The sequence below is a fragment of the Sphingomonas sp. genome (genome assembly GCF_051962185.1).
Taxonomy (GTDB): Bacteria; Pseudomonadota; Alphaproteobacteria; order Sphingomonadales; family Sphingomonadaceae; genus Sphingomonas.
On the sequence record NZ_JBQCCN010000061.1, the window covers coordinates 1 to 17,180 of the forward strand.

The window sequence follows — 17,180 nt, forward strand, 5'->3', positions numbered from 1 at the left end:
CATGCGGACGACATCCGCATGGCGGCCTGACATGCGCGGGTGGATGGAGTCGCTGACCGGGCCGGGCGCGCCGCCCAATGCCTGGGCGGAGTTCGTCCGCTCGCTGCGCTGGATCGCGATCATCGGCGCGGCGATGGTCGCGGGCGCGCTATGGTATCTGTCGCTGTTCGGGCAGCTCAATGTGCATATGGTCGTGGCGACGACGCTCGGCGTGTTCATCTCCGTGCTGCTCGGTTGCGGCCTGTTCGCCGCCGCCTTCTTCAGTTCGAAAAGTGGGCACGACCAGAATGTGACCGACGCGACGCGCAGCAGCTTCGGGTTCAACCCCGACCATTTGCCGGAGGGAGCGAAGCCTTATCGCCGCACCGCGACGATGACCGACACCACGATTCCCGCGGCGCTGCGCCGCGACCATGACACCAAGCCCGGCACCTGGGGCCTGATCCATGTCACCCAGGGCCGGCTACGCTATCGCATCACCGACCCGCGCCGCGCGCCGCTCGATATGCTGCTCACGCCGGAGACCGCGCCGGGGATCGTCGAGCCGACGATCCTGCATTGCGTCGAGCCGGTCGGGGCGGTGGCCTTCCACGTGGAGTTCTGGCGGTAGGGGCGGGTTGGCCGCTATCCGCTGCGCCGGTCCAGCTCGGCGAGCGCCTCTTCGATCTGATCGAGCTCGGTTTGCAGAAGTTGGACGGCGAGGTCATCGCCGCCATAGCCGCCGCCTCGGGAAAATCGGACGGAATCCTGTCGCTGTATTTGGCCCCGCAATTTCGCGGACGCCTCTACAAGCTGCACGCGCAGCGCGGCGTCGGATCCGTCAGCCTCAAACGCTGGTCGTTTTCGTCGGCGCCACCACATGGCTCTCTAATATCGGCCGCGACAGGCCAATGCTACGTCAGACGGTTTGGGTCGGTTCGAGAGGCAACGAGGTCTCAACCGGTGCCAGCCTGATATTTGCCTCACGCTTACTGGCCGTTCAGCGACCAATGAATGCCGGGCATCGTGTATGTATAGGGCTGGGCTTTTCCCTCGGCGTCCTTCTGGACGTTGAAGCGACCCCGGCGCGTGGCCAACGTGCAAGTGGCGGCATCCAGCGAGGCATTGCCGCTTGAGGTCGCTACGCGGCAACCGGTAACGATTCCCGACGCATCCACGCTCAAAACGATTGAAACGGTACCCTGCGCGCCGGCGCGTTTGGCATCGGCCGGATAGTCGTCGTTGGTGAACCAATAGCCCGGATTCCCCTTTGGGCCGCCGTGAATCGGGATTGGTCTCGCTACCACTCCTGCATAGGTGGGTGCAGGAAGCGCGTCGAGGACCTGGGCGACGCAGCGTTTCGCGACGGCGATCGCGGCGGCGCTACCGCGCAGCGACATGCGGCCGACGACGACATCTCTCTTCAGGACCGCCAGCGTCGAAGCGGCCGCGAAATCGGTGAGGAAATCCGTTCCGAGCCGCGGCGCGAGTGCCTTCCTCGCCTCGAACTCGCCGCCGCTTTCGACGCTCGGACCACCCGCATATCTCTTGCCGTCGAGTGCATAGGTCAGGTCGGCCTTTCCGCTTCGCCCGCCGTCCCCGACCAACAATATCGCTTGCCCGTCGAGTTCCAGAAACAGGGTAAGGTCGGTTTCGCCCTTGCCCGTGAACGTCGAATGGATCGCGCAGTCGTTCTTGAATTCGATGATGTCCCACCCCGCCGTCTTCGGCCACTCGCGCGCCGCCGCGGGTAGCGGCGCGGATGCGATCGCAGCGCAAATCGCCAGGCGGTAGATAGGTTGCATGGCTCCCCCTGCGCCGGCTCGGGACCGCGCGTGCCATTCATTCCGGGATTCGAGGGAGTTGGCAATGGCTGCCGGCGGCGGACGGGCTGCGCCTACGCGAGCAGTCGAGCGCGCCGGCTCAGCGCGCGGCCGGCGTCAGCCGCCAGAGCGCCACCGTTCCGTCGTCGCTCCCGGTGGCGAGCCAATTCCCGTCGGGGCTGAAGCCGATCGCGACGACGTCCTCGGGCTGGCGGTTCAGCACCGCTACCAACGCGCCGTCGTCGACGCGCCAAAGCCGCGCGGTGGGATTCGATCCGTCGAATATATGGCGCCCGAGCAGTTGCTTGATCAGCGCGTGGATGCCGTGGCTTTCTCGCCCGCCGCTCGCCAGCCATCGCCCGTCCGCGCTGAAGGCCAGCGCATCGACGAACTGACCGGCGGCCAGCGTCCGCACCGGCGCGCCGGTCGATCGCCAGAAGCGCAGCGTCGCGTCGTCGCCGCCGGTTGCGACCAGGCCGTCGCCGCGCCGGCTGTCGACCGCGACGATCGCCTCATTGTGCCCGTCCTCCGTCCGGATCAGCCGCCCCGACGCGACGTCCCAGATCTTGAGCGCGTGATCGAAACTGCCGCTCGCGAGCGTGCGGCCGTCGGGGCTGAACGCCAGGTCCCAGACATTGCGTCGATGCCCGGCAAGCGTCCGGACCGGCACGCCATCGATCGTCAGCAGGTGGATCAACATATCCTCGCCGGCGACGGCGAGCAGCTTGCCGTCCGGGCTGAAGCGGATCGCCCAAAGCGGCTGCGCGGATATTCTGACCGCGCGGGCCGAACCGTTCGCCAGATTCCACCGCCGTAACATGCCGTCATAACCGACCGTCGCAACCTGCCGCCCGTCGGGAGAGCGGTCGAGCGCGGTGGCGCCGCCGGGATGGACGAACTCGCGAACCGGCTGTCCGCCCGGGACCGCCAGGATTCTGACCCGGCCGTCCACGCCTGTCACCGCCAGGGTCGCGCTTTGGACATCGAACGAGACGGCGCGCACGGGTTTGTCGGACGTGCTGATCAGCCGGACAAAGGTAGCGACGAGGCCGGGACCGTTCTTGGCGAGGACCGGCTGCGGCGGCTCGCCGCCGAGTGCAATCGCGGCGGCGGCGGTGAGGAGAAGGAAGGCGATAAGGGTGAAAAATGCCCAGCGACGCACGTCTGAATTCCGATGTGTATTGCTAGTATAATACACATCGGAAGACGCTGAACAAGCAAGTCCGGACGATGGGCATGTCCATATTCGGCCAGCATCAGCGATGCATCAGATCGCGCCTCCCAATCGATCGATGTTGCGGCGCAAGCGCATCAGCGCCGCGACCGAATCCGCCGGTATCACTCCGTGCCGGTCCGGCGGCACGTCGAGCGCAGGTGGTCCTGCGTGTGCGGGCGCGAGCGACGACGGGCAGGGGTGGGTGCGATCCGTCCCAGGAAATCTGGCGCGCCCGGCAGGACTCGAACCTGCAACTCCAAGCTTAGAAGGCTCGTGCTCTATCCAGTTGAACTACGGGCGCCCGGTTCCCGCCTAAGGCGTGGACCGGCAACCGGCAATCCCCCGCGCTCGCCGTTTCGCCGTCGGCCGCCATGCCGCAATCCTGGTGCGCGCTCTCGATGATTGCGGACGGCCGGAACCTTCAGCATAACCGCCGCCATGACCGAGGGGGAATCGACCGCGCTTCGCGCCGTGGCGGCGAACACCGTCCACAACTTCCGCTATTACGATTTCGTCATGGCGGCATTCGTCGCGATCCTGTTGCTGTCCAACGTGTTGGGCGCGGGCAAGGTCGCACAGGTCTGGCTGCCGGGGATCGGCTATTGGCCGTTCGGCGCCGGCATCCTGTTCTTCCCGATCTCCTACGTCATCGGCGACGTGCTGACCGAGGTCTATGGCTACGCGCGCGCGCGCCGCGTCATCTGGGCGGGGTTCGGCGCGGTGTTGTTCATGGCGTTCATGAGCTGGGTCGTTGTGGCGCTGCCGCCCGCGCCCGACTGGACCAACCAGAAGGCGTACGAGACGATCTTCGGCCAGGTGCCGCGCATCGTGCTCGCGAGCTGCGCCGCCTTCTGGGCGGGCGAGTTCGTCAATTCGTTCGTGCTCGCCAAGATGAAGATCATGACGCGCGGCAAGCATCTCTGGACCCGCACGATCGGCTCGACCATCGCGGGGGAGGGGGTCGACAGCCTGATCTTCTATCCGCTCGCCTTCCTGGGCGCGGAGGGATGGACGACGCACCTCGTCGTCACCGTGCTGTTCACCCAATGGTTCCTGAAGGTGATGTGGGAAGTCGTGCTGACGCCGGTCACCTATCTGATCGTCGGCGGGCTCAAGCGCGCCGAGGGCGTCGACGTGTTCGACGAAGGGACCGATTTCTCGCCGTTCAAGGCGAAGGTCTAGGACGCTCCAGGCCGAAAGTGTTGGCCATTTTCAATCCTCCCCCGCCAGGGGGAGGTGTCAGGCGTAGCCTGACGGAAGGGGGGAGGAAGCACGCGGCTAGTGGATCGCCGTTCTCCCCCTCCGTCGCCTTCGGCGTGTTCGGGCGAGATCGCGCCCCCCGGACGCGATCTTGGCCTGCCGGGGGCAGGCCAAAGCCCGGACGCTCCCCCTGGCGGGGAGGATTAATTCGTGTGTCGATACGCTCTGCCGAAGCTCCGGCACTCAGGCCGAGACCAGCTCCATCAGCCCTTCGAACAGCCGGCGGCCGTCGTCGCCGCCGTGCGCGGCCTCGATCTTGCGTTCGGGGTGGGGCATCAGGCCGAGCACGTTGCCCGCGGCGTTGAGCACGCCGGCGATCTGGCGCGCCGATCCGTTGACGTTGCCGGTATAGCGGAACGCGACGCGGCCTTCGCCTTCGAGGCGATCGAGCGTCTCGTCATCGGTGGCGTAATTGCCGTCGTGATGCGCGACCGGGATCAGGATGGTCTCGCCGGCGGCATAGCGGCTGGTGAACGCGCTCTGCGCATTCTCGACCGACAATTCGACGTCGCGGCAGACGAAATTGAGCCCGGCATTGCGCATCAGCGCGCCCGGCAGAAGCCCGGCCTCGGTCAGCACCTGAAAGCCGTTGCACACGCCCAGCACCGGCACGCCGCGCTCGGCCGCGTCGACCACCGCGCGCATCACCGGGGAGCGCGCCGCGATCGCGCCGGAGCGCAGATAATCGCCGTAAGAGAAGCCGCCCGGTAGCGCGATCAGATCGGTGCCCGCGGGCAGCTCGGTCTCGCCGTGCCACACCATGTTGGGCTTCTTGCCCATGATCGACTCGATCGCGACGGCGAGGTCGCGGTCGCAGTTCGATCCCGGGAAGACGACGACGGCGGCTGTCATCGTTCGATCCGGTAATTCTCGATCACCGTGTTGGCGATCAGCTTGCGGCACATGCCGTCGAGCTCGTCGTCGGTCACCGAGTCGGCGACGTCGAGCTCGATCACCTTGCCGGCGCGGACGTCGTTGACGCCGCCGAAGCCCAGGCTTTCCAGCGATTTGTGGATCGCCTTTCCTTGTGGGTCGAGCACCCCGGACTTGAGGGTGACGACGATGCGAACCTTCATGGCGGCGGCTTCCTGCTGGGAATGTGGGAGTCGGCGCCCCTATGGCCGCGCCGGCGCTTCGCCGCAAGTTTTACACTTCGTTTACCCGGCGGGCGCAGCGTTTTGCCGTGCGGGCGACTCGCTGGGGGTTGCGCTTGCCTGTTGAGGGGTTTCGGACATGGCCGGACTGGCAATGATCCTGTTCATCACGCTGTTCGCGGTCGGCAGCCAATATTTCGGCTGGAGCGACCCCGACGGCTGGGTTCAGCTCTCGCTGGCCTCGTCGTTCATCTTCGGCATCATCTGCGGGTTCAAGGTCAAGGGCTGACGCCCCGATCGCTCTCCGAACCGTAGCGCCGCTCGCCGCGGCCGGGACCTACTTGCCCCGGCTCTGGCGATGCGATTCGAGGTCGAGCACCGCGCTGTCACCGCCTTCGGGCAACAGGCCGAGCCGTCGCGCGACTTCCTGATAGGCTTCGACTTCGCCGCCCAGGTCGCGGCGGAAGCGATCCTTGTCGAGCTTCTCGTTGGTTTCCATGTCCCACAACCGGCACCCATCGGGGCTGATCTCGTCGGCCAGGATGATGCGGCTGTAATCATTGTCCCAGATGCGGCCGAACTCGAGTTTGAAGTCGACCAGCCGGATGCCGATCGCCGCGAACAGGCCGCACAGGAAATCGTTGGTGCGGATCGCCAGGTCGGCGATGTCGTGCATCTCCTCCTGGCTGGCCCAGCCGAACGCCGCGATATGCTCGTCGGTGATCATCGGATCGCCGAGCGCGTCGTCCTTGTAATAATATTCGATGATCGTGCGCGGCAGCTGGACGCCTTCCTCGATCCCCAGCCGCTTCGACAGCGACCCGGCGGCGACGTTGCGCACCACCACTTCGACCGGCACGATCTCCACCTGGCGAATGAGTTGCTCGCGCATGTTGAGACGGCGGATGAAGTGCGTCGGTACCCCGATCATGCCGAGCAGGGTGAAGATGTGCTCGGAGATGCGGTTGTTGAGCACGCCCTTGCCGCTGATCGTGCCCTTCTTCTGCGCGTTGAACGCGGTCGCATCGTCCTTGAAATATTGGATCAGCGTGCCCGGCTCCGGACCCTCGTAAAGGATCTTGGCCTTGCCTTCGTAGATCTGGCGGCGGCGTGCCATCGTCTCCGCGTACCTTCCTGAAATGATCGGCCCCGGCAACGCGAGTGGCGCGCCGGGGCGGTAAGAGAAAAGCCTATATCGAAAGCGGTCGTCGCGCGCAATCACGCCTCGGCCGCGACCAGCCGCCGGCGCGGGCGCAAGCGGCGCCAGAGCAGGAAGCCGAGCAGCACGATCAGTCCCGGCGGGCCGAGCGCGGCGAGCACGGTCAGCACGATGCCGATCGTCACTTGCGCCGAATCGAGGAAGACGTTGCCGGCGCTGGTGATCGGCGCGCTGCCGTCGAACCCGCGCACCGCGGCGCCCGATTGATAGCGAAAGCCGACCGGCGTGGTGGCGAGCGATTCCTCCTGTTGGCCGGTCTGGCTCTTCACGTCCTGCAATTGGGTGACGAGCGTGGCACGCTGGCGCTGCAATTCGGTGCGTTCCTCGGCCTTGAGATCGCTGCGCTCCAGTTGCCGGTCGAGCCGCTGCAGTTCGGCGTCGGCCTGTTGGCGTTGCGTGTCGAGCGATTTGATCGCGGCGTTGGCATCGATCCCGGTGATTTCGGCATCGACCAACTTGCCGTCGGCCTTGACGATCGCGTCGATGCCTTGCTTGCCGAACGCGCGGGCCAGCGCCGGGTCGAGCTTGAAGTCGATCGCTCCCTGGATGTCGTTCTCACCGACCAGGCGATAGAGCATGCCGGTGATGCGGCAATGCTGCGGCCCGAGCTTCTCGCAGGCGGAAGCATGCGCCTCTTGCGCATCCTTGATGTTCTGTGCGGGCAGGCGAAAGGCATAAGCGTAATTGAACGCGACGCCCGGCGCCGCGGTGACATCGACGCCGGGGGTGACCTCGTTCGGCGCGGTGATGGCCTCGGTTTGCGGCGCCCCGCCAGGCGCGGCATCGGCGACCGTCGCGGCATTGGACGTCGTCGAAAGCCGGTCAGGTTCGTAGCGTGAGCCGTCGTTGGTCTTGCTGCATCCCGCCAGCAGCATCGTCAGGCACGTCGTCGTCAGCAACACGTAACGCATCGCATCTCTCCCGTTCTTGCCCTGTTGCTATACACCATCTCATTGATGGGATTATGCGTCAAGCCGAAGGTTTTGAGCGATGAGTTGTTGGGGCGGGTGTAGGAAAGGGGAGCGCGAGCGCGCGCCGAGAGCCAGGCTTCAGATCATTCCACCCCTGGCAGGGAAGGATTAGTAAGGCTCATGCCGCGCGCGTTAGGCGCGGGGCGCGAACGCGGCGGCGATCAATCTTTTCGTCACCGTCCACGCTGGAGTGCCCGGCGTGACCAATTCGACATGACCGGTGTCCGGCACCGTGTGCAGCACGGCCTCGGCGCCCGCGCGATCGGCATAATCGGTCGCGAGGCGATAGGGGACGATGCGATCCTCGCGGCCATAGACCAGGTCGTGGCGCACGCCGATCGGCAACAGGCGCGGGACGGAAGTGTCGGCATAGACGTCGCGGCCGGTGCTCGCGTCGCCGACCAGATCCCCGACGACGTCGGTGCCGCAGCCCTTGTCGGGGCTCGCGGCGACCGCCTCGAGATCGGCCAGCGCGCCGCACGCCACGACATGCGCGATCGGCAACGGCGTCGCGCACCACAAGACGCTGTCCTGCGGCAAGCGGCGGCGCCCGGCCAGCCACAAGGCCAGGTGGCCGCCGGCCGAATGCCCGATTGCCACCACGCGGCGTAGGTCGAGGCCATATTTGGGCGCATAGCCGCGCAACGCGTCGGCGGCGGCCGCGACATCCTGAAACGTGCCGGGATAGCCGCCGCCGGGCCGGTCGACGCCACGATAGTCGATGTTCCACACCGCGAACCCGTCGCGGCGCAGATCGTCGGCCACCCAGTTCGTCAGCGTGCGGTCGGCGATGCCGGTCGTCCAGCACCCGCCATGAACCATCAGGACGGTGGGAAAGGGGCCGGGTCCGTCGGGCAGCCACAGGTCGACGCGTTGCCACGGGTCGTCGCCATAGGCGATCGCCGCTTGCGGCTCGGGGCGCGGGCAGCCGGTCAGGTCGGCCCAGGTCAGCGGCACGAAATCATCGCTCATGCGAAGGGAAAAGACCGGCGGCGCGCGGAAGGCAAGAAGGAAGCGGGTCCTGCCATCGGGGCGGCGCCGCCGGTCGGTCTGGGCCGGGCATGTGCGAGGGGTTGCATCCCGGCCCCGGGGGCTTGTCGGCTCACCGCAGGCCGGCGATGCGAACCTTGCGGTGCGGGCGGCGCCAGGGGGCGTCGAACTGCGCCCGGTTGAGCGCTTCGAAACTGTCGCCGATCTTCGCCGCCAGGCTGCTGCCCAGCTTATCGATATCCGCGCTCAGGCGGGGTTTGTTGGCGGCCCAGTCGCCGCTCAGAAAATCGTCGCGCATGGCTGAATCCTCCTTCATAAATCCGGCGTTGGTGACGATCGGGATATGCTCCCGGGGGCGAGGGATCGCCAACAAATCGTTGGACAGTATCGACAAGTCCTGCTTATCAAGTCGCTATGCGTCGCCTACCGCCCCTTGCCGCCGTCCGCGTGTTCGAAGCCGCCGCCCGGCACGAGAATTTCACTGCCGCCGCCAGCGAATTGGGGATGACCCAGGCGGCGGTCAGCTATCAGGTCAAATTATTGGAAGAACGGCTCGGCGCGCCGCTGTTCCGCCGCGAGAAGCGCCGCGTGGTACTGACCGATGCCGGGCGCAAGGCGGCGCCGCAGATCACCCGCGCGTTCGACGCGATCGACGCCGCGTTCGGGGCGATCCGCGCGGATGACGAGGCGGTGCTGACGGTGTCGACCTCCAACACCTTCGCCAATACCTGGCTCGCCTGGCGGTTGGGCAGCTTTCAGATGAATCACCCGGAAATGGCGGTGCGCCTGCTGACCAGCGACGCGCTGGCCGATTTCGTCAGCGACGATGTCGACGTCGCGATCCGCGCCGGGCTCGGCGGCTGGGACGATCTCCACGAGGAATTGCTGGTGCGGATCGATTTCACCCCGATGTGCTCGCCCGGTTTCCTGCGACGCCATGGTCCGTTCTCGCCGCAGGACCTGCTGCACGTGCCGCAGATCAGCCCGCACGATCCATGGTGGCCGTTCTGGCTGCGCGAGGCCGGCGTCGAGGTGCCTGACGGCCCGCCGCGCGTCGGCGTCCGCCTCGACAGCCAGGCGCACGAAGGCCATGCCGCGATGGCCGGGCAGGGGATGGCGATGCTGACTCCCTTCTTCTGGCGCAACGACCTTGCCGAGGGCCGGTTGGTGCGGCCGTTCGAGCAGGTCTCGACCCGGGGCTATGCCTATTGGCTGTGCTATCCCGAGGCGCGGCGCACCGTCCCCAAGATCCGCCGCTTCCGCGACTGGCTGCGTGCCGAGCTGGCGCGCGACCTGCCCAGCCCGGTGTGAGGCGATCGCCTTCGAATCCGACCGAAAAAATCGCCGATTGACGGTTCGCACCGTCCCCGGACGCGGCTAGCATAAGCGAAACTGGCGAGGGGACGTCATGCCGCTTTGGCGATGCGCATTGGTGCTGGCGGGATTGGCGGCGAGCGCCGCGTCGGCGGAATTGCCCAAACCCAACAAGGCATCGCTCGATTATTATCTCGGCGAGGATCAGAAAATCCGCGCCGATCATGGCGTGCTTCTCGACGGCTGGGAAACGGCGCTGGTCGCCGAGCTCAAGCAGGGCCCGACCGATCGCGCGGCCGCCGCGCTGGCGTCGCGCTACGAGCTGCCGGCGCCGGCGATGCGCGAGCTGATCGATCTCTGGCTCTACGCCAAGGCCGACATGAGCCGCCCCGACCCGACCGCGAGCCAGCGCGCCGAGCTTCACGACCGCTTCCTCAAGCTGTTGACCGACACCCGTCGCTCGCCCCTGGTGCTGGAAGCGGCGGCGGCCAGCCTGATCTCCGAGGATCGATGTTCGCCGGCGAGCATCGACGAGCTTCTGTCCGGCGCAACGGATCGCGCGGACGATGCCTGGGGCGTTGCGCGGGCCGGCCGTACGTGCGCCCAGGCGTATGTCCGCTTCGCCCAGATCGCGCCCGACCGAGCGACGCCCGCGCTGATCGAGGCGGCCAGCTCCGACTGGTTGCCGCCGGTCGCGGCACTCCCGCTATACGCTTATGTGACCAGCCCCGCGGCACTGGCGCGGATCGATGCCGAGCATCGCGACGCCGCGGCCCTGTACCTGACACACGGCTATATCGCGATGCTGCTCGAGGCCGGGCAGGACGATCGCGCGATGGCGCTGTTCGATGCTCTGTCGCCCACCGATCGCGATATACTGTTCGACGGTCGCGTCGGAGAGCCGGCGATCGTCGCCGACGGATTGCCGATCACGCTCGACGATTACGAGATCGCCCGCGACGCGCGTAACCTCGAGGTGCGGATGGGGCTGGTTGCCGCCTATGCGCTGGCCGGCCGCACCGATCGCGCCGAGCAATTGTTCGCGCGATTGCCCGGCACCGCGACGATCCGCGAGCGCGTGGCTTGCGTTTTCGCGACCAATGCAGGCGCCGCGCGGCCGTGCGGGAAGATCGAAGATGGCGACGCCGGGATCGCGCTGCTCGATCATATGCTCCACGACAGCGGTTCGGATCCTTACCCGATGGCCGAGTTGTTCTATGCCAGTCATCTGGGGGAAGTGCAGGGCAAGGTGCCCGCCGCGCTGACCTGTCGCGTGTTCGCCGGGGATGCGCTCGACTCGATTTGCGCCGACGCGCGGCGCTCGGCCCGCGCGACTGCGTTCGAGACCGGCTATCCCGACCGCTCCGCCCCGGCCATGGCTTTGGTGGAGGCGGCGCACGTGCCCGATGTCGCGGCCGGCCGTTCCGCCGCTGTCGAGACGGCAACCCGCGTGTGGGGCGCCGCCGAGCGGCCGGAAGAACCGGCATTCGGCGATCGTCCCGCGGCCGAACCTCTGCCGTCGCCCTTCGCCGTGGCCCCAATTCCCGCCGCCCTGCGCGGCACCGGCCGCGCGATGCCCTGGTCGAAGGAATGGGCTCCGTTGCCCAAGGGCTACGATCCGGTTCGGATCGGCCGCGAGGGCGATCGCATCGCGGTGATCAGCCTGTCGCAGAATTACGACCCGACCGGCGAGGTCACGCGTGGCGGTTATTGGGTGCATTTGTCCGACGACGGCGGGCGCAGTTGGCGTAGGCCGCTCTATACGGGTCTCGCCGAGCGCTTCCCGTATCTCGTCCTGGGCAATCCCAAGATGCCGTTGTTCGACGGCGACGCGCTGACGATCGCGGTCGACGAGAAATTGCTCGACACACGCTCGATAACCTATCCGCCGGTGGGATTGCGGACGCTGCGCTCTCGCGAGGGCATCTATCTCCGCGTGCCCATCGCCGATCTGACGCGCGACAGCGACGGCGATGGCCTGACCGATCTGGCGGCGGCGCATCTGCTCGTCACTGCGGTCGACGGCACGCCGGCCGCTTATGTCGTGGGGCGTTCTCCCGACGCCGAATGCGGCAGTGACGCGGCGCCCCTTCGCGCCGCGATGATGGCGATCCTCGACAAGGTTTTCAGCGGCGGCACCGGCGCGCTGTTCGAGCCGGTAGACCGCGATCCCGGCAAGCTGGCGTTGCCGATCCGGCCGCGGATCGATCCCAATAGCGCGGATCGCCCGATCCTGATCGACGGCGCGCCGGCCGATTATGCCTGCCTCCGCCCCGATCGACTGATGATCGTCTATGGTCCCGCCCAGCTCGCGCGCTTGAATCGCGCCACCCCGGCCTTCCACGCCGTATCGCTGAGCAAGGTGGTCTTCGATCGCGCGCGCGATCGCGGCTATCTGTCCTGGTCGACCGGCTGGAGCGGCGGGACGATCCGCATTCGCAAGGTCGGCCAGAACTGGGAGATCGAGGACATCGGCGGCTGGATCACCTAGCCCAGCGCCAAGTGTCGCATTCGGCCAATATTCCGTAGCGGCAGGGGAATATCCTGCCGCCGTTGAGAGCCGTTCGTCATTCCCGGACCGCTCTCGTTTGCAGGGAGGATGGCATGGCCGATCTCAAGAAACCTGCGCTGGCGGCGGCGGTATCGTTACTGGGCCTGTCGCTGGGCGTGACCGACGCGGCGGCGCAGCAGCGATCCGTTCAGCCGACGGGCAACAATCAGGGCGTTCTGATCGGGCTCGACAAGCCGGACAGCACCCAGATCAAGAGCGAGCAGTTCAAGAGCAACCAATACAAGGCGCCTTCGAGCAGCCAGATCAAGGGCGAGGGGCCGGTCAGCAACCAGTACAAGGCGCCGACCAGCAATCAATACAAGGCACCGTCCAGCAACCAGTACAAGGGCCCGGCGAGCAACCAGATCAAATGGTAGCGCGGGGCGCAGCGACGGCGTCCATCACCGGCTGATCGGTCGGGGTGCCGGGCCGCTCAATTCGTCGCGCGGCCGCCGAGCAGCGCGGTCCTGGCTGCCCGGACGGCAAGCTGCTGCGCGGTCGCCTCGTCCCCGCCGGTGCGCGTGCCTAATCCTTCGCGCAGGATGCGACGTGCGACGCGATCGACCTCGTCGGGGCGCGGCGCGCGATCCTGTGCGATGCAGGCGGCCAAGACCGGATAGCGGGGTGCGTCGGCCATGGTCAGCTAGCCGCCGGGTCGCCGGTGCCGGGATCTTGCCGCTCGATCCAGGCGGCGCGCCAGGCGCGGCCCTCAACCCAGAAAGGGATCGCGGCGAGCAGCGCGAACACCAGGGTCATGCGCAGGAACTCGCTGCGCGGCAGCATGTTCGCCGCCCACAGGATGACCGGGACGACGACGATCGGGGGACCCCAGGCGGGATGGCGGATCAGCCGGAAGGCGCTCCACAGGAACCAGCAGATCAGGATGGCGGCGACCACGCTGCCGATGATGAGGCCGAGCGATTCGACGATGACCGACAAGATATGCATCCGGCCGTCCCTCCTGACCGGCATTTTATATCACATTGCGATATAAATTCAAGCGGCTGGCGATGAGGAGTCCGTATCAGGCGATGGTATCGAGCAACGTCTTCAGCATCGGCCGCATCCGCACGATCTCCTCGCGATGCACCGCCGACAATTGTTCGAGCAATGCGCGTGCCCGCGGCGTCAGGTCGACCAATGCCTGGCGCCCGTCGCTGGGCGAAGCGTGGCGCGCGACGAGCCCCAGCGCTTCGAGCCGGATGATCAGGCCCGAGGCGCTGTGCGGCTTCACGAACAGGCAGTCCGCGACATAACCGACGGTGACCGGTTTCGGTGCCGCGCCGCGGATGGCGAGCAGCGCCTGGTGCTGTTGCGGGGTGATGCCGAAGTCGGCGACCTGTTCCTCGCTGAAGGCCTGGAACTGACGTAAGGTGCGGCGAAAATCGGCCAGCGCCGCATATTCGGCGTCCGTCAATTCACCCGTGCTTGCCATGACCGAGGCATCCTTTGATTGAACAATATCGCGTTGCGATATAGGGGCGCGACGATTCCCCCCTAAAACAGGTTCTCATGTCTCTCAATTCCACGTCCGCCGACAAGGCGCGTCCGCTAGGCGATCATAGCGCCGATTTGCGCATGATCATGCTCACCGCGGCGGCGATCCCGGTCGGCGCCGGCGCGGCGTTCGGCGCCTGGGTGTTGATCCGGCTGATCGCGGTCGCCACCAATCTGTTCTGGTTCGGCCGGCTGTCGTCGGCTCATGCCGAGATCACGGATGCGCATCTCGGCCTGCTGATGGTGGCGATTCCGGCGATCGGCGGCCTGATGATCGGGCTGATGGCGCTCTATGGATCGGAAAAGATCAAGGGGCACGGCATTCCCGAAGCGATCGAGGCGATCCTCTATGGCGAGAGCCGGCTGTCGCTGAAGGTCGCGATCCTCAAGCCGATCTCGTCGGCGATCTCGATCGGCAGCGGCGGGCCGTTCGGCGCCGAAGGCCCGATCATCATGACCGGCGGCGCGATCGGGTCGCTGTTCGCGCAGCGCTTCAAGCTGAGCGCCGCGGAGCGCAAGACGTTGCTGGTCGCGGGCGCCGCGGCCGGCATGACCGGCATTTTCGGCACGCCTTTGGCCTCGGTTCTGCTGGCGATCGAAGTGCTGCTGTTCGAGTGGAAACCGCGCAGCTTCGTACCTGTGGTGACCGCGGTGCTGGTGTCGTTCGCCTGCCGCCCGATGCTGTTCGGTTCCGCCGCGATGTTTCCGTTCCCCGCCGTCGCGCTCGACTGGTGGCAGGCGGCGTCGGGATCGCTCGTCATCGGAATCCTGGCCGGGCTCGAGGCGGCGCTACTGTCGGTCGCGCTCTACAAGGTCGAGGATCTGTTCCACCGCCTGCCGGTCCATTGGTTCTGGTGGCCCGCGCTGGGCGGGATTGTCGTCGGGCTGGGCGGCCTGATCGATGCGCACGTGCTCGGTGCCGGCTATTCGAACATCCAGTCGCTGCTCGACGGATCGATGACCTTGCGGGTCGTGCTCGCGCTGCTGGTGGTCAAGGCGGTGGTGTGGCTGATTGCGCTGGGATCGGGGACGTCGGGCGGCGTGCTCGCCCCACTGCTGATCCTGGGCGGCGCGCTCGGCGTCGCGCTCGGGCAGTTCCTGCCGGGGCCGGCCGGCTTCTGGGCGATGGCCGGGATGGCGGGGATCATGAGCGGGGCGATGCGCGCGCCGCTGACTGGCGCTTTCTTCGCGGTCGAGGTGACCGGGCATTTCGGCGACCTGCCGGCGATGACGGCAGCGGCGGTCGGCGCTTATGCGGTCAGCGTGCTGATCATGCGCCGCTCGATCCTGACGGAGAAGATCGCGCGCCGCGGCCGACACATCCTGCAGGAATATACCGTCGATCCGCTCGACTTCCTCCAGGCCGAACAGGTCATGACGCCCGATCCGGAGACGCTGCCCGGCGACATGCCGATCCGCGACGTGGTCGCCTTCTTCGCCGACCATGCGACGCACCGTTCCTATCCGGTCGTGGGCAAGGACGACCGGCTGGTCGGTTTGGTATCGCGCTCAGACGCGCTGCGCTGGCAGGTCGAGCGCGGCCAGGCCGACACGCCACTCGCCGAAGTGCTGTCCGACGCGTCGCAACCGATGGCCTATCGCCACTCCCCGATCGGCGAGGTCGCCGATCTGATGGTCGAAACCGGGATCGGCCGCGTCCCGATCGTCGATGCCGACAGCGGCAAGGTGGTCGGTATTCTATCTCGCCACGACCTGCTCAAGGCGCGCGGCGAACGCCGTCGCGCCGAGTTCGAGCGGGAGCGGGGCGGGTTGTGACGCGATCGATTTTAGCAAGCTCCTGCAAAGCAACGACAATCTGAGCGGGCGGCGACCCTCCCGGTCAAATCGAGCCGGTATGGCCCAAGATTGGGTTGATTCGGCCGCCGTTTGACGTCCTACTCTCCTCGTCACGGCTGCTTGGGGGCTCTCTTGACGGCAGGTACGGTGGAGCTCGCGACCAACGGTGCGATGGGGTTCGATACGGCGGTGCCGCTGACGAATGCTCAGATCGCGTCCTTTGTCGCCCAGGGATATTCGTTCTGTGTCCGCTACGTCAGCCGGACCGATGCGAGTCGGCAGGCCAATCACGACAACGGCACCGCCGACCTCTCGGCGGCCGAGGCCAAACTGATCGTGGACGGCGGGTTGGCGCTGATGGTGGTGCAGCACGTCGCCAGGCACGGCTGGGTCCCGTCCGGCGATCTCGGCACCAGTTACGGCGGCAACGCGGCGGCCTATTGCCGGGCGGCAGCGCTGCCGTCCGGGATCACGACATGGCTCGATCTGGAGGACCTGCCGCAGGACGTCGATCACGAGGCGGTCGTCGCTTATTGCAACGCCTGGTTCGATCAGGTCGCGGGCGCGGGCTATGAGCCAGGAATCTATATCGGGTTCAACGTCCGGCTGTCGGCCGACGACTTGTTCTTCCGATTGAAGACCCGGCATTATTGGCGCGCGGCGGGTAACATCACGCCCGTGTCGCATCGCGGCTATCAGATGTTCCAGCACGTCATCAAACCTGACGGCAAGCACGAACTCGACCAGAATGTGATCAAGGCCGACGCGATGGGCGGCCTGCCGCACTGGATCGTGGCCTGAGGCGGATGGCGCGCGGGAAGCGCCATCGTGTCGTCGCTCGGACGTAGCGGCCGGCGCCCGCTTCCCCCCGATCGAAATTGGCTCTAACCGCTTCTGATGGCATCAGAGACGACCGACCTTCCCGACAATCCTTCCGTGGGCGTGCTCGACGCGCCGTTCGACAGCGCGCTCAGCGAACGGTATCTGGTCTATGCGCTGTCGACGATCACGGCGCGCTCGCTGCCCGATGTCCGCGACGGGCTGAAGCCGGTGCACCGCCGCCTGCTCTGGGCGATGCGGCTGCTGCGGATGGACCCCAACAGCGCCTACAAGAAATCGGCGCGCGTGGTCGGCGACGTCATCGGCAAATACCATCCGCATGGCGACGCCTCGGTCTATGACGCGATGGTCCGGCTCGCGCAGGATTTCTCGCTGCGTTATCCGCTCGTCGACGGGCAGGGCAATTTCGGCAACATCGACGGCGATAACGCCGCCGCCTATCGTTACACCGAAGCGCGGCTGACCCAGGTCGCGACCGACCTGATGGACGGGCTCGACGAGGATGCGGTCGGGTTCCGCCCCACGTATAATGGCGAGGATCAGGAGCCCGAGCTGATGCCGGGCGCGTTTCCCAACCTGCTCGCCAACGGCGCCGCCGGGATCGCGGTCGGCATGGCGACCAGCATTCC

General features: G+C 66.8%; 20 protein-coding genes and 1 tRNA gene. 9 read left to right on the forward strand and 12 right to left on the reverse strand.

Going from position 1 to position 17,180, the window contains the following annotated elements; translation table 11 throughout:
- On the forward strand, positions 1-610 hold a 610-nt coding region (locus tag ACTHJR_RS03965; protein ID WP_440521827.1), incomplete at its 5' end, for a DUF1971 domain-containing protein.
- 358 nt (positions 611-968) lie between these two features.
- On the opposite strand, the gene ACTHJR_RS03970 is transcribed toward ACTHJR_RS03965, so the two are convergent.
- The 3 genes from ACTHJR_RS03970 to ACTHJR_RS03980 form a co-directional block, all read right to left on the reverse strand.
- Positions 969-1,784, reverse strand: a complete 816-nt coding sequence (locus ACTHJR_RS03970; protein ID WP_440521828.1) for an energy transducer TonB — start codon at positions 1,782-1,784, stop codon at positions 969-971.
- 118 nt (positions 1,785-1,902) lie between these two features.
- Positions 1,903-2,964 carry a WD40 repeat domain-containing protein gene (locus tag ACTHJR_RS03975; protein ID WP_440521829.1) on the reverse strand — a complete coding sequence of 354 codons (1,062 nt, stop codon included), beginning with the start codon at positions 2,962-2,964 and terminating at the stop codon, positions 1,903-1,905.
- A 278-nt stretch (positions 2,965-3,242) separates the two neighbouring features.
- Positions 3,243-3,319 (reverse strand) — tRNA-Arg (locus ACTHJR_RS03980).
- 137 nt (positions 3,320-3,456) lie between these two features.
- Between ACTHJR_RS03980 and ACTHJR_RS03985 the strand changes: the two genes are divergently transcribed.
- Positions 3,457-4,200: a queuosine precursor transporter gene (locus ACTHJR_RS03985; RefSeq protein ID WP_440521830.1), complete on the forward strand. Its 744-nt coding sequence runs from the start codon at positions 3,457-3,459 to the stop codon at positions 4,198-4,200.
- Between the two features lie 261 nt (positions 4,201-4,461).
- Here ACTHJR_RS03985 and purQ read toward each other — a convergent pair whose 3' ends face one another.
- On the reverse strand, positions 4,462-5,130 hold the full coding sequence (gene purQ, locus ACTHJR_RS03990; protein WP_440521831.1) for a phosphoribosylformylglycinamidine synthase subunit PurQ: 669 nt from the start codon (positions 5,128-5,130) through the stop codon (positions 4,462-4,464).
- A complete protein-coding gene (gene purS, locus ACTHJR_RS03995) occupies positions 5,127-5,354 on the reverse strand; it encodes a phosphoribosylformylglycinamidine synthase subunit PurS (RefSeq protein WP_440521832.1) in 228 nt (75 codons plus the stop codon). The genes purQ and purS overlap by 4 nt, the downstream gene beginning before the upstream one ends.
- Before the next feature lie 157 nt (positions 5,355-5,511).
- On the opposite strand from purS, the gene ACTHJR_RS04000 reads away from it, so the two are divergent.
- A complete protein-coding gene (locus ACTHJR_RS04000) occupies positions 5,512-5,661 on the forward strand; it encodes a hypothetical protein (RefSeq protein WP_440521833.1) in 150 nt (49 codons plus the stop codon).
- Between the two features lie 48 nt (positions 5,662-5,709).
- Here ACTHJR_RS04000 and purC read toward each other — a convergent pair whose 3' ends face one another.
- The 4 genes from purC to ACTHJR_RS04020 form a co-directional block, all read right to left on the reverse strand.
- Positions 5,710-6,489, reverse strand: a complete 780-nt coding sequence (gene purC, locus ACTHJR_RS04005) for a phosphoribosylaminoimidazolesuccinocarboxamide synthase (RefSeq protein ID WP_440521834.1) — start codon at positions 6,487-6,489, stop codon at positions 5,710-5,712.
- A gap of 101 nt (positions 6,490-6,590) precedes the next feature.
- On the reverse strand, positions 6,591-7,502 hold the full coding sequence (locus ACTHJR_RS04010; RefSeq protein WP_440521835.1) for a hypothetical protein: 912 nt from the start codon (positions 7,500-7,502) through the stop codon (positions 6,591-6,593).
- Positions 7,503-7,694: 192 nt separating this feature from the next.
- A complete protein-coding gene (locus ACTHJR_RS04015; protein WP_440521836.1) occupies positions 7,695-8,534 on the reverse strand; it encodes an alpha/beta hydrolase in 840 nt (279 codons plus the stop codon).
- A 130-nt stretch (positions 8,535-8,664) separates the two neighbouring features.
- A complete protein-coding gene (locus tag ACTHJR_RS04020) occupies positions 8,665-8,946 on the reverse strand; it encodes a hypothetical protein (protein ID WP_440521837.1) in 282 nt (93 codons plus the stop codon).
- Between the two features lie 20 nt (positions 8,947-8,966).
- Here ACTHJR_RS04020 and gcvA point away from each other — a divergent pair, with 20 nt between their 5' ends.
- The 3 genes from gcvA to ACTHJR_RS04035 all read left to right on the forward strand — a co-directional run bounded on the left by gcvA (position 8,967) and on the right by ACTHJR_RS04035 (position 12,794).
- The gene (gcvA, locus tag ACTHJR_RS04025; protein ID WP_440521838.1) at positions 8,967-9,863 is read left to right on the forward strand and encodes a transcriptional regulator GcvA; all 897 of its coding nucleotides are present in this window, start codon (positions 8,967-8,969) and stop codon (positions 9,861-9,863) included.
- Between the two features lie 97 nt (positions 9,864-9,960).
- Positions 9,961-12,357: a hypothetical protein gene (locus ACTHJR_RS04030; RefSeq protein ID WP_440521839.1), complete on the forward strand. Its 2,397-nt coding sequence runs from the start codon at positions 9,961-9,963 to the stop codon at positions 12,355-12,357.
- A gap of 113 nt (positions 12,358-12,470) precedes the next feature.
- The gene (locus ACTHJR_RS04035; protein ID WP_440521841.1) at positions 12,471-12,794 is read left to right on the forward strand and encodes a hypothetical protein; all 324 of its coding nucleotides are present in this window, start codon (positions 12,471-12,473) and stop codon (positions 12,792-12,794) included.
- Positions 12,795-12,850: 56 nt separating this feature from the next.
- On the opposite strand, the gene ACTHJR_RS04040 is transcribed toward ACTHJR_RS04035, so the two are convergent.
- The 3 genes from ACTHJR_RS04040 to ACTHJR_RS04050 form a co-directional block, all read right to left on the reverse strand.
- Positions 12,851-13,054: a hypothetical protein gene (locus ACTHJR_RS04040; protein WP_440521842.1), complete on the reverse strand. Its 204-nt coding sequence runs from the start codon at positions 13,052-13,054 to the stop codon at positions 12,851-12,853.
- A 2-nt stretch (positions 13,055-13,056) separates the two neighbouring features.
- Positions 13,057-13,365 (reverse strand): hypothetical protein, encoded by a 309-nt coding sequence (locus tag ACTHJR_RS04045; RefSeq protein WP_440521843.1) that lies wholly within the window; start codon positions 13,363-13,365, stop codon positions 13,057-13,059.
- Positions 13,366-13,441: 76 nt separating this feature from the next.
- On the reverse strand, positions 13,442-13,852 hold the full coding sequence (locus ACTHJR_RS04050; protein ID WP_440521844.1) for a MarR family winged helix-turn-helix transcriptional regulator: 411 nt from the start codon (positions 13,850-13,852) through the stop codon (positions 13,442-13,444).
- Positions 13,853-13,929: 77 nt separating this feature from the next.
- Here ACTHJR_RS04050 and ACTHJR_RS04055 point away from each other — a divergent pair, with 77 nt between their 5' ends.
- From ACTHJR_RS04055 to ACTHJR_RS04065, 3 genes are all read left to right on the forward strand, one after another.
- A complete protein-coding gene (locus ACTHJR_RS04055) occupies positions 13,930-15,690 on the forward strand; it encodes a chloride channel protein (protein ID WP_440521845.1) in 1,761 nt (586 codons plus the stop codon).
- A gap of 168 nt (positions 15,691-15,858) precedes the next feature.
- A complete protein-coding gene (locus ACTHJR_RS04060; RefSeq protein WP_440521846.1) occupies positions 15,859-16,512 on the forward strand; it encodes a glycoside hydrolase domain-containing protein in 654 nt (217 codons plus the stop codon).
- A gap of 96 nt (positions 16,513-16,608) precedes the next feature.
- Positions 16,609-17,180, forward strand: a 572-nt coding sequence (locus ACTHJR_RS04065) for a DNA gyrase subunit A (RefSeq protein WP_440521847.1), incomplete at its 3' end; no start/stop codon positions are given.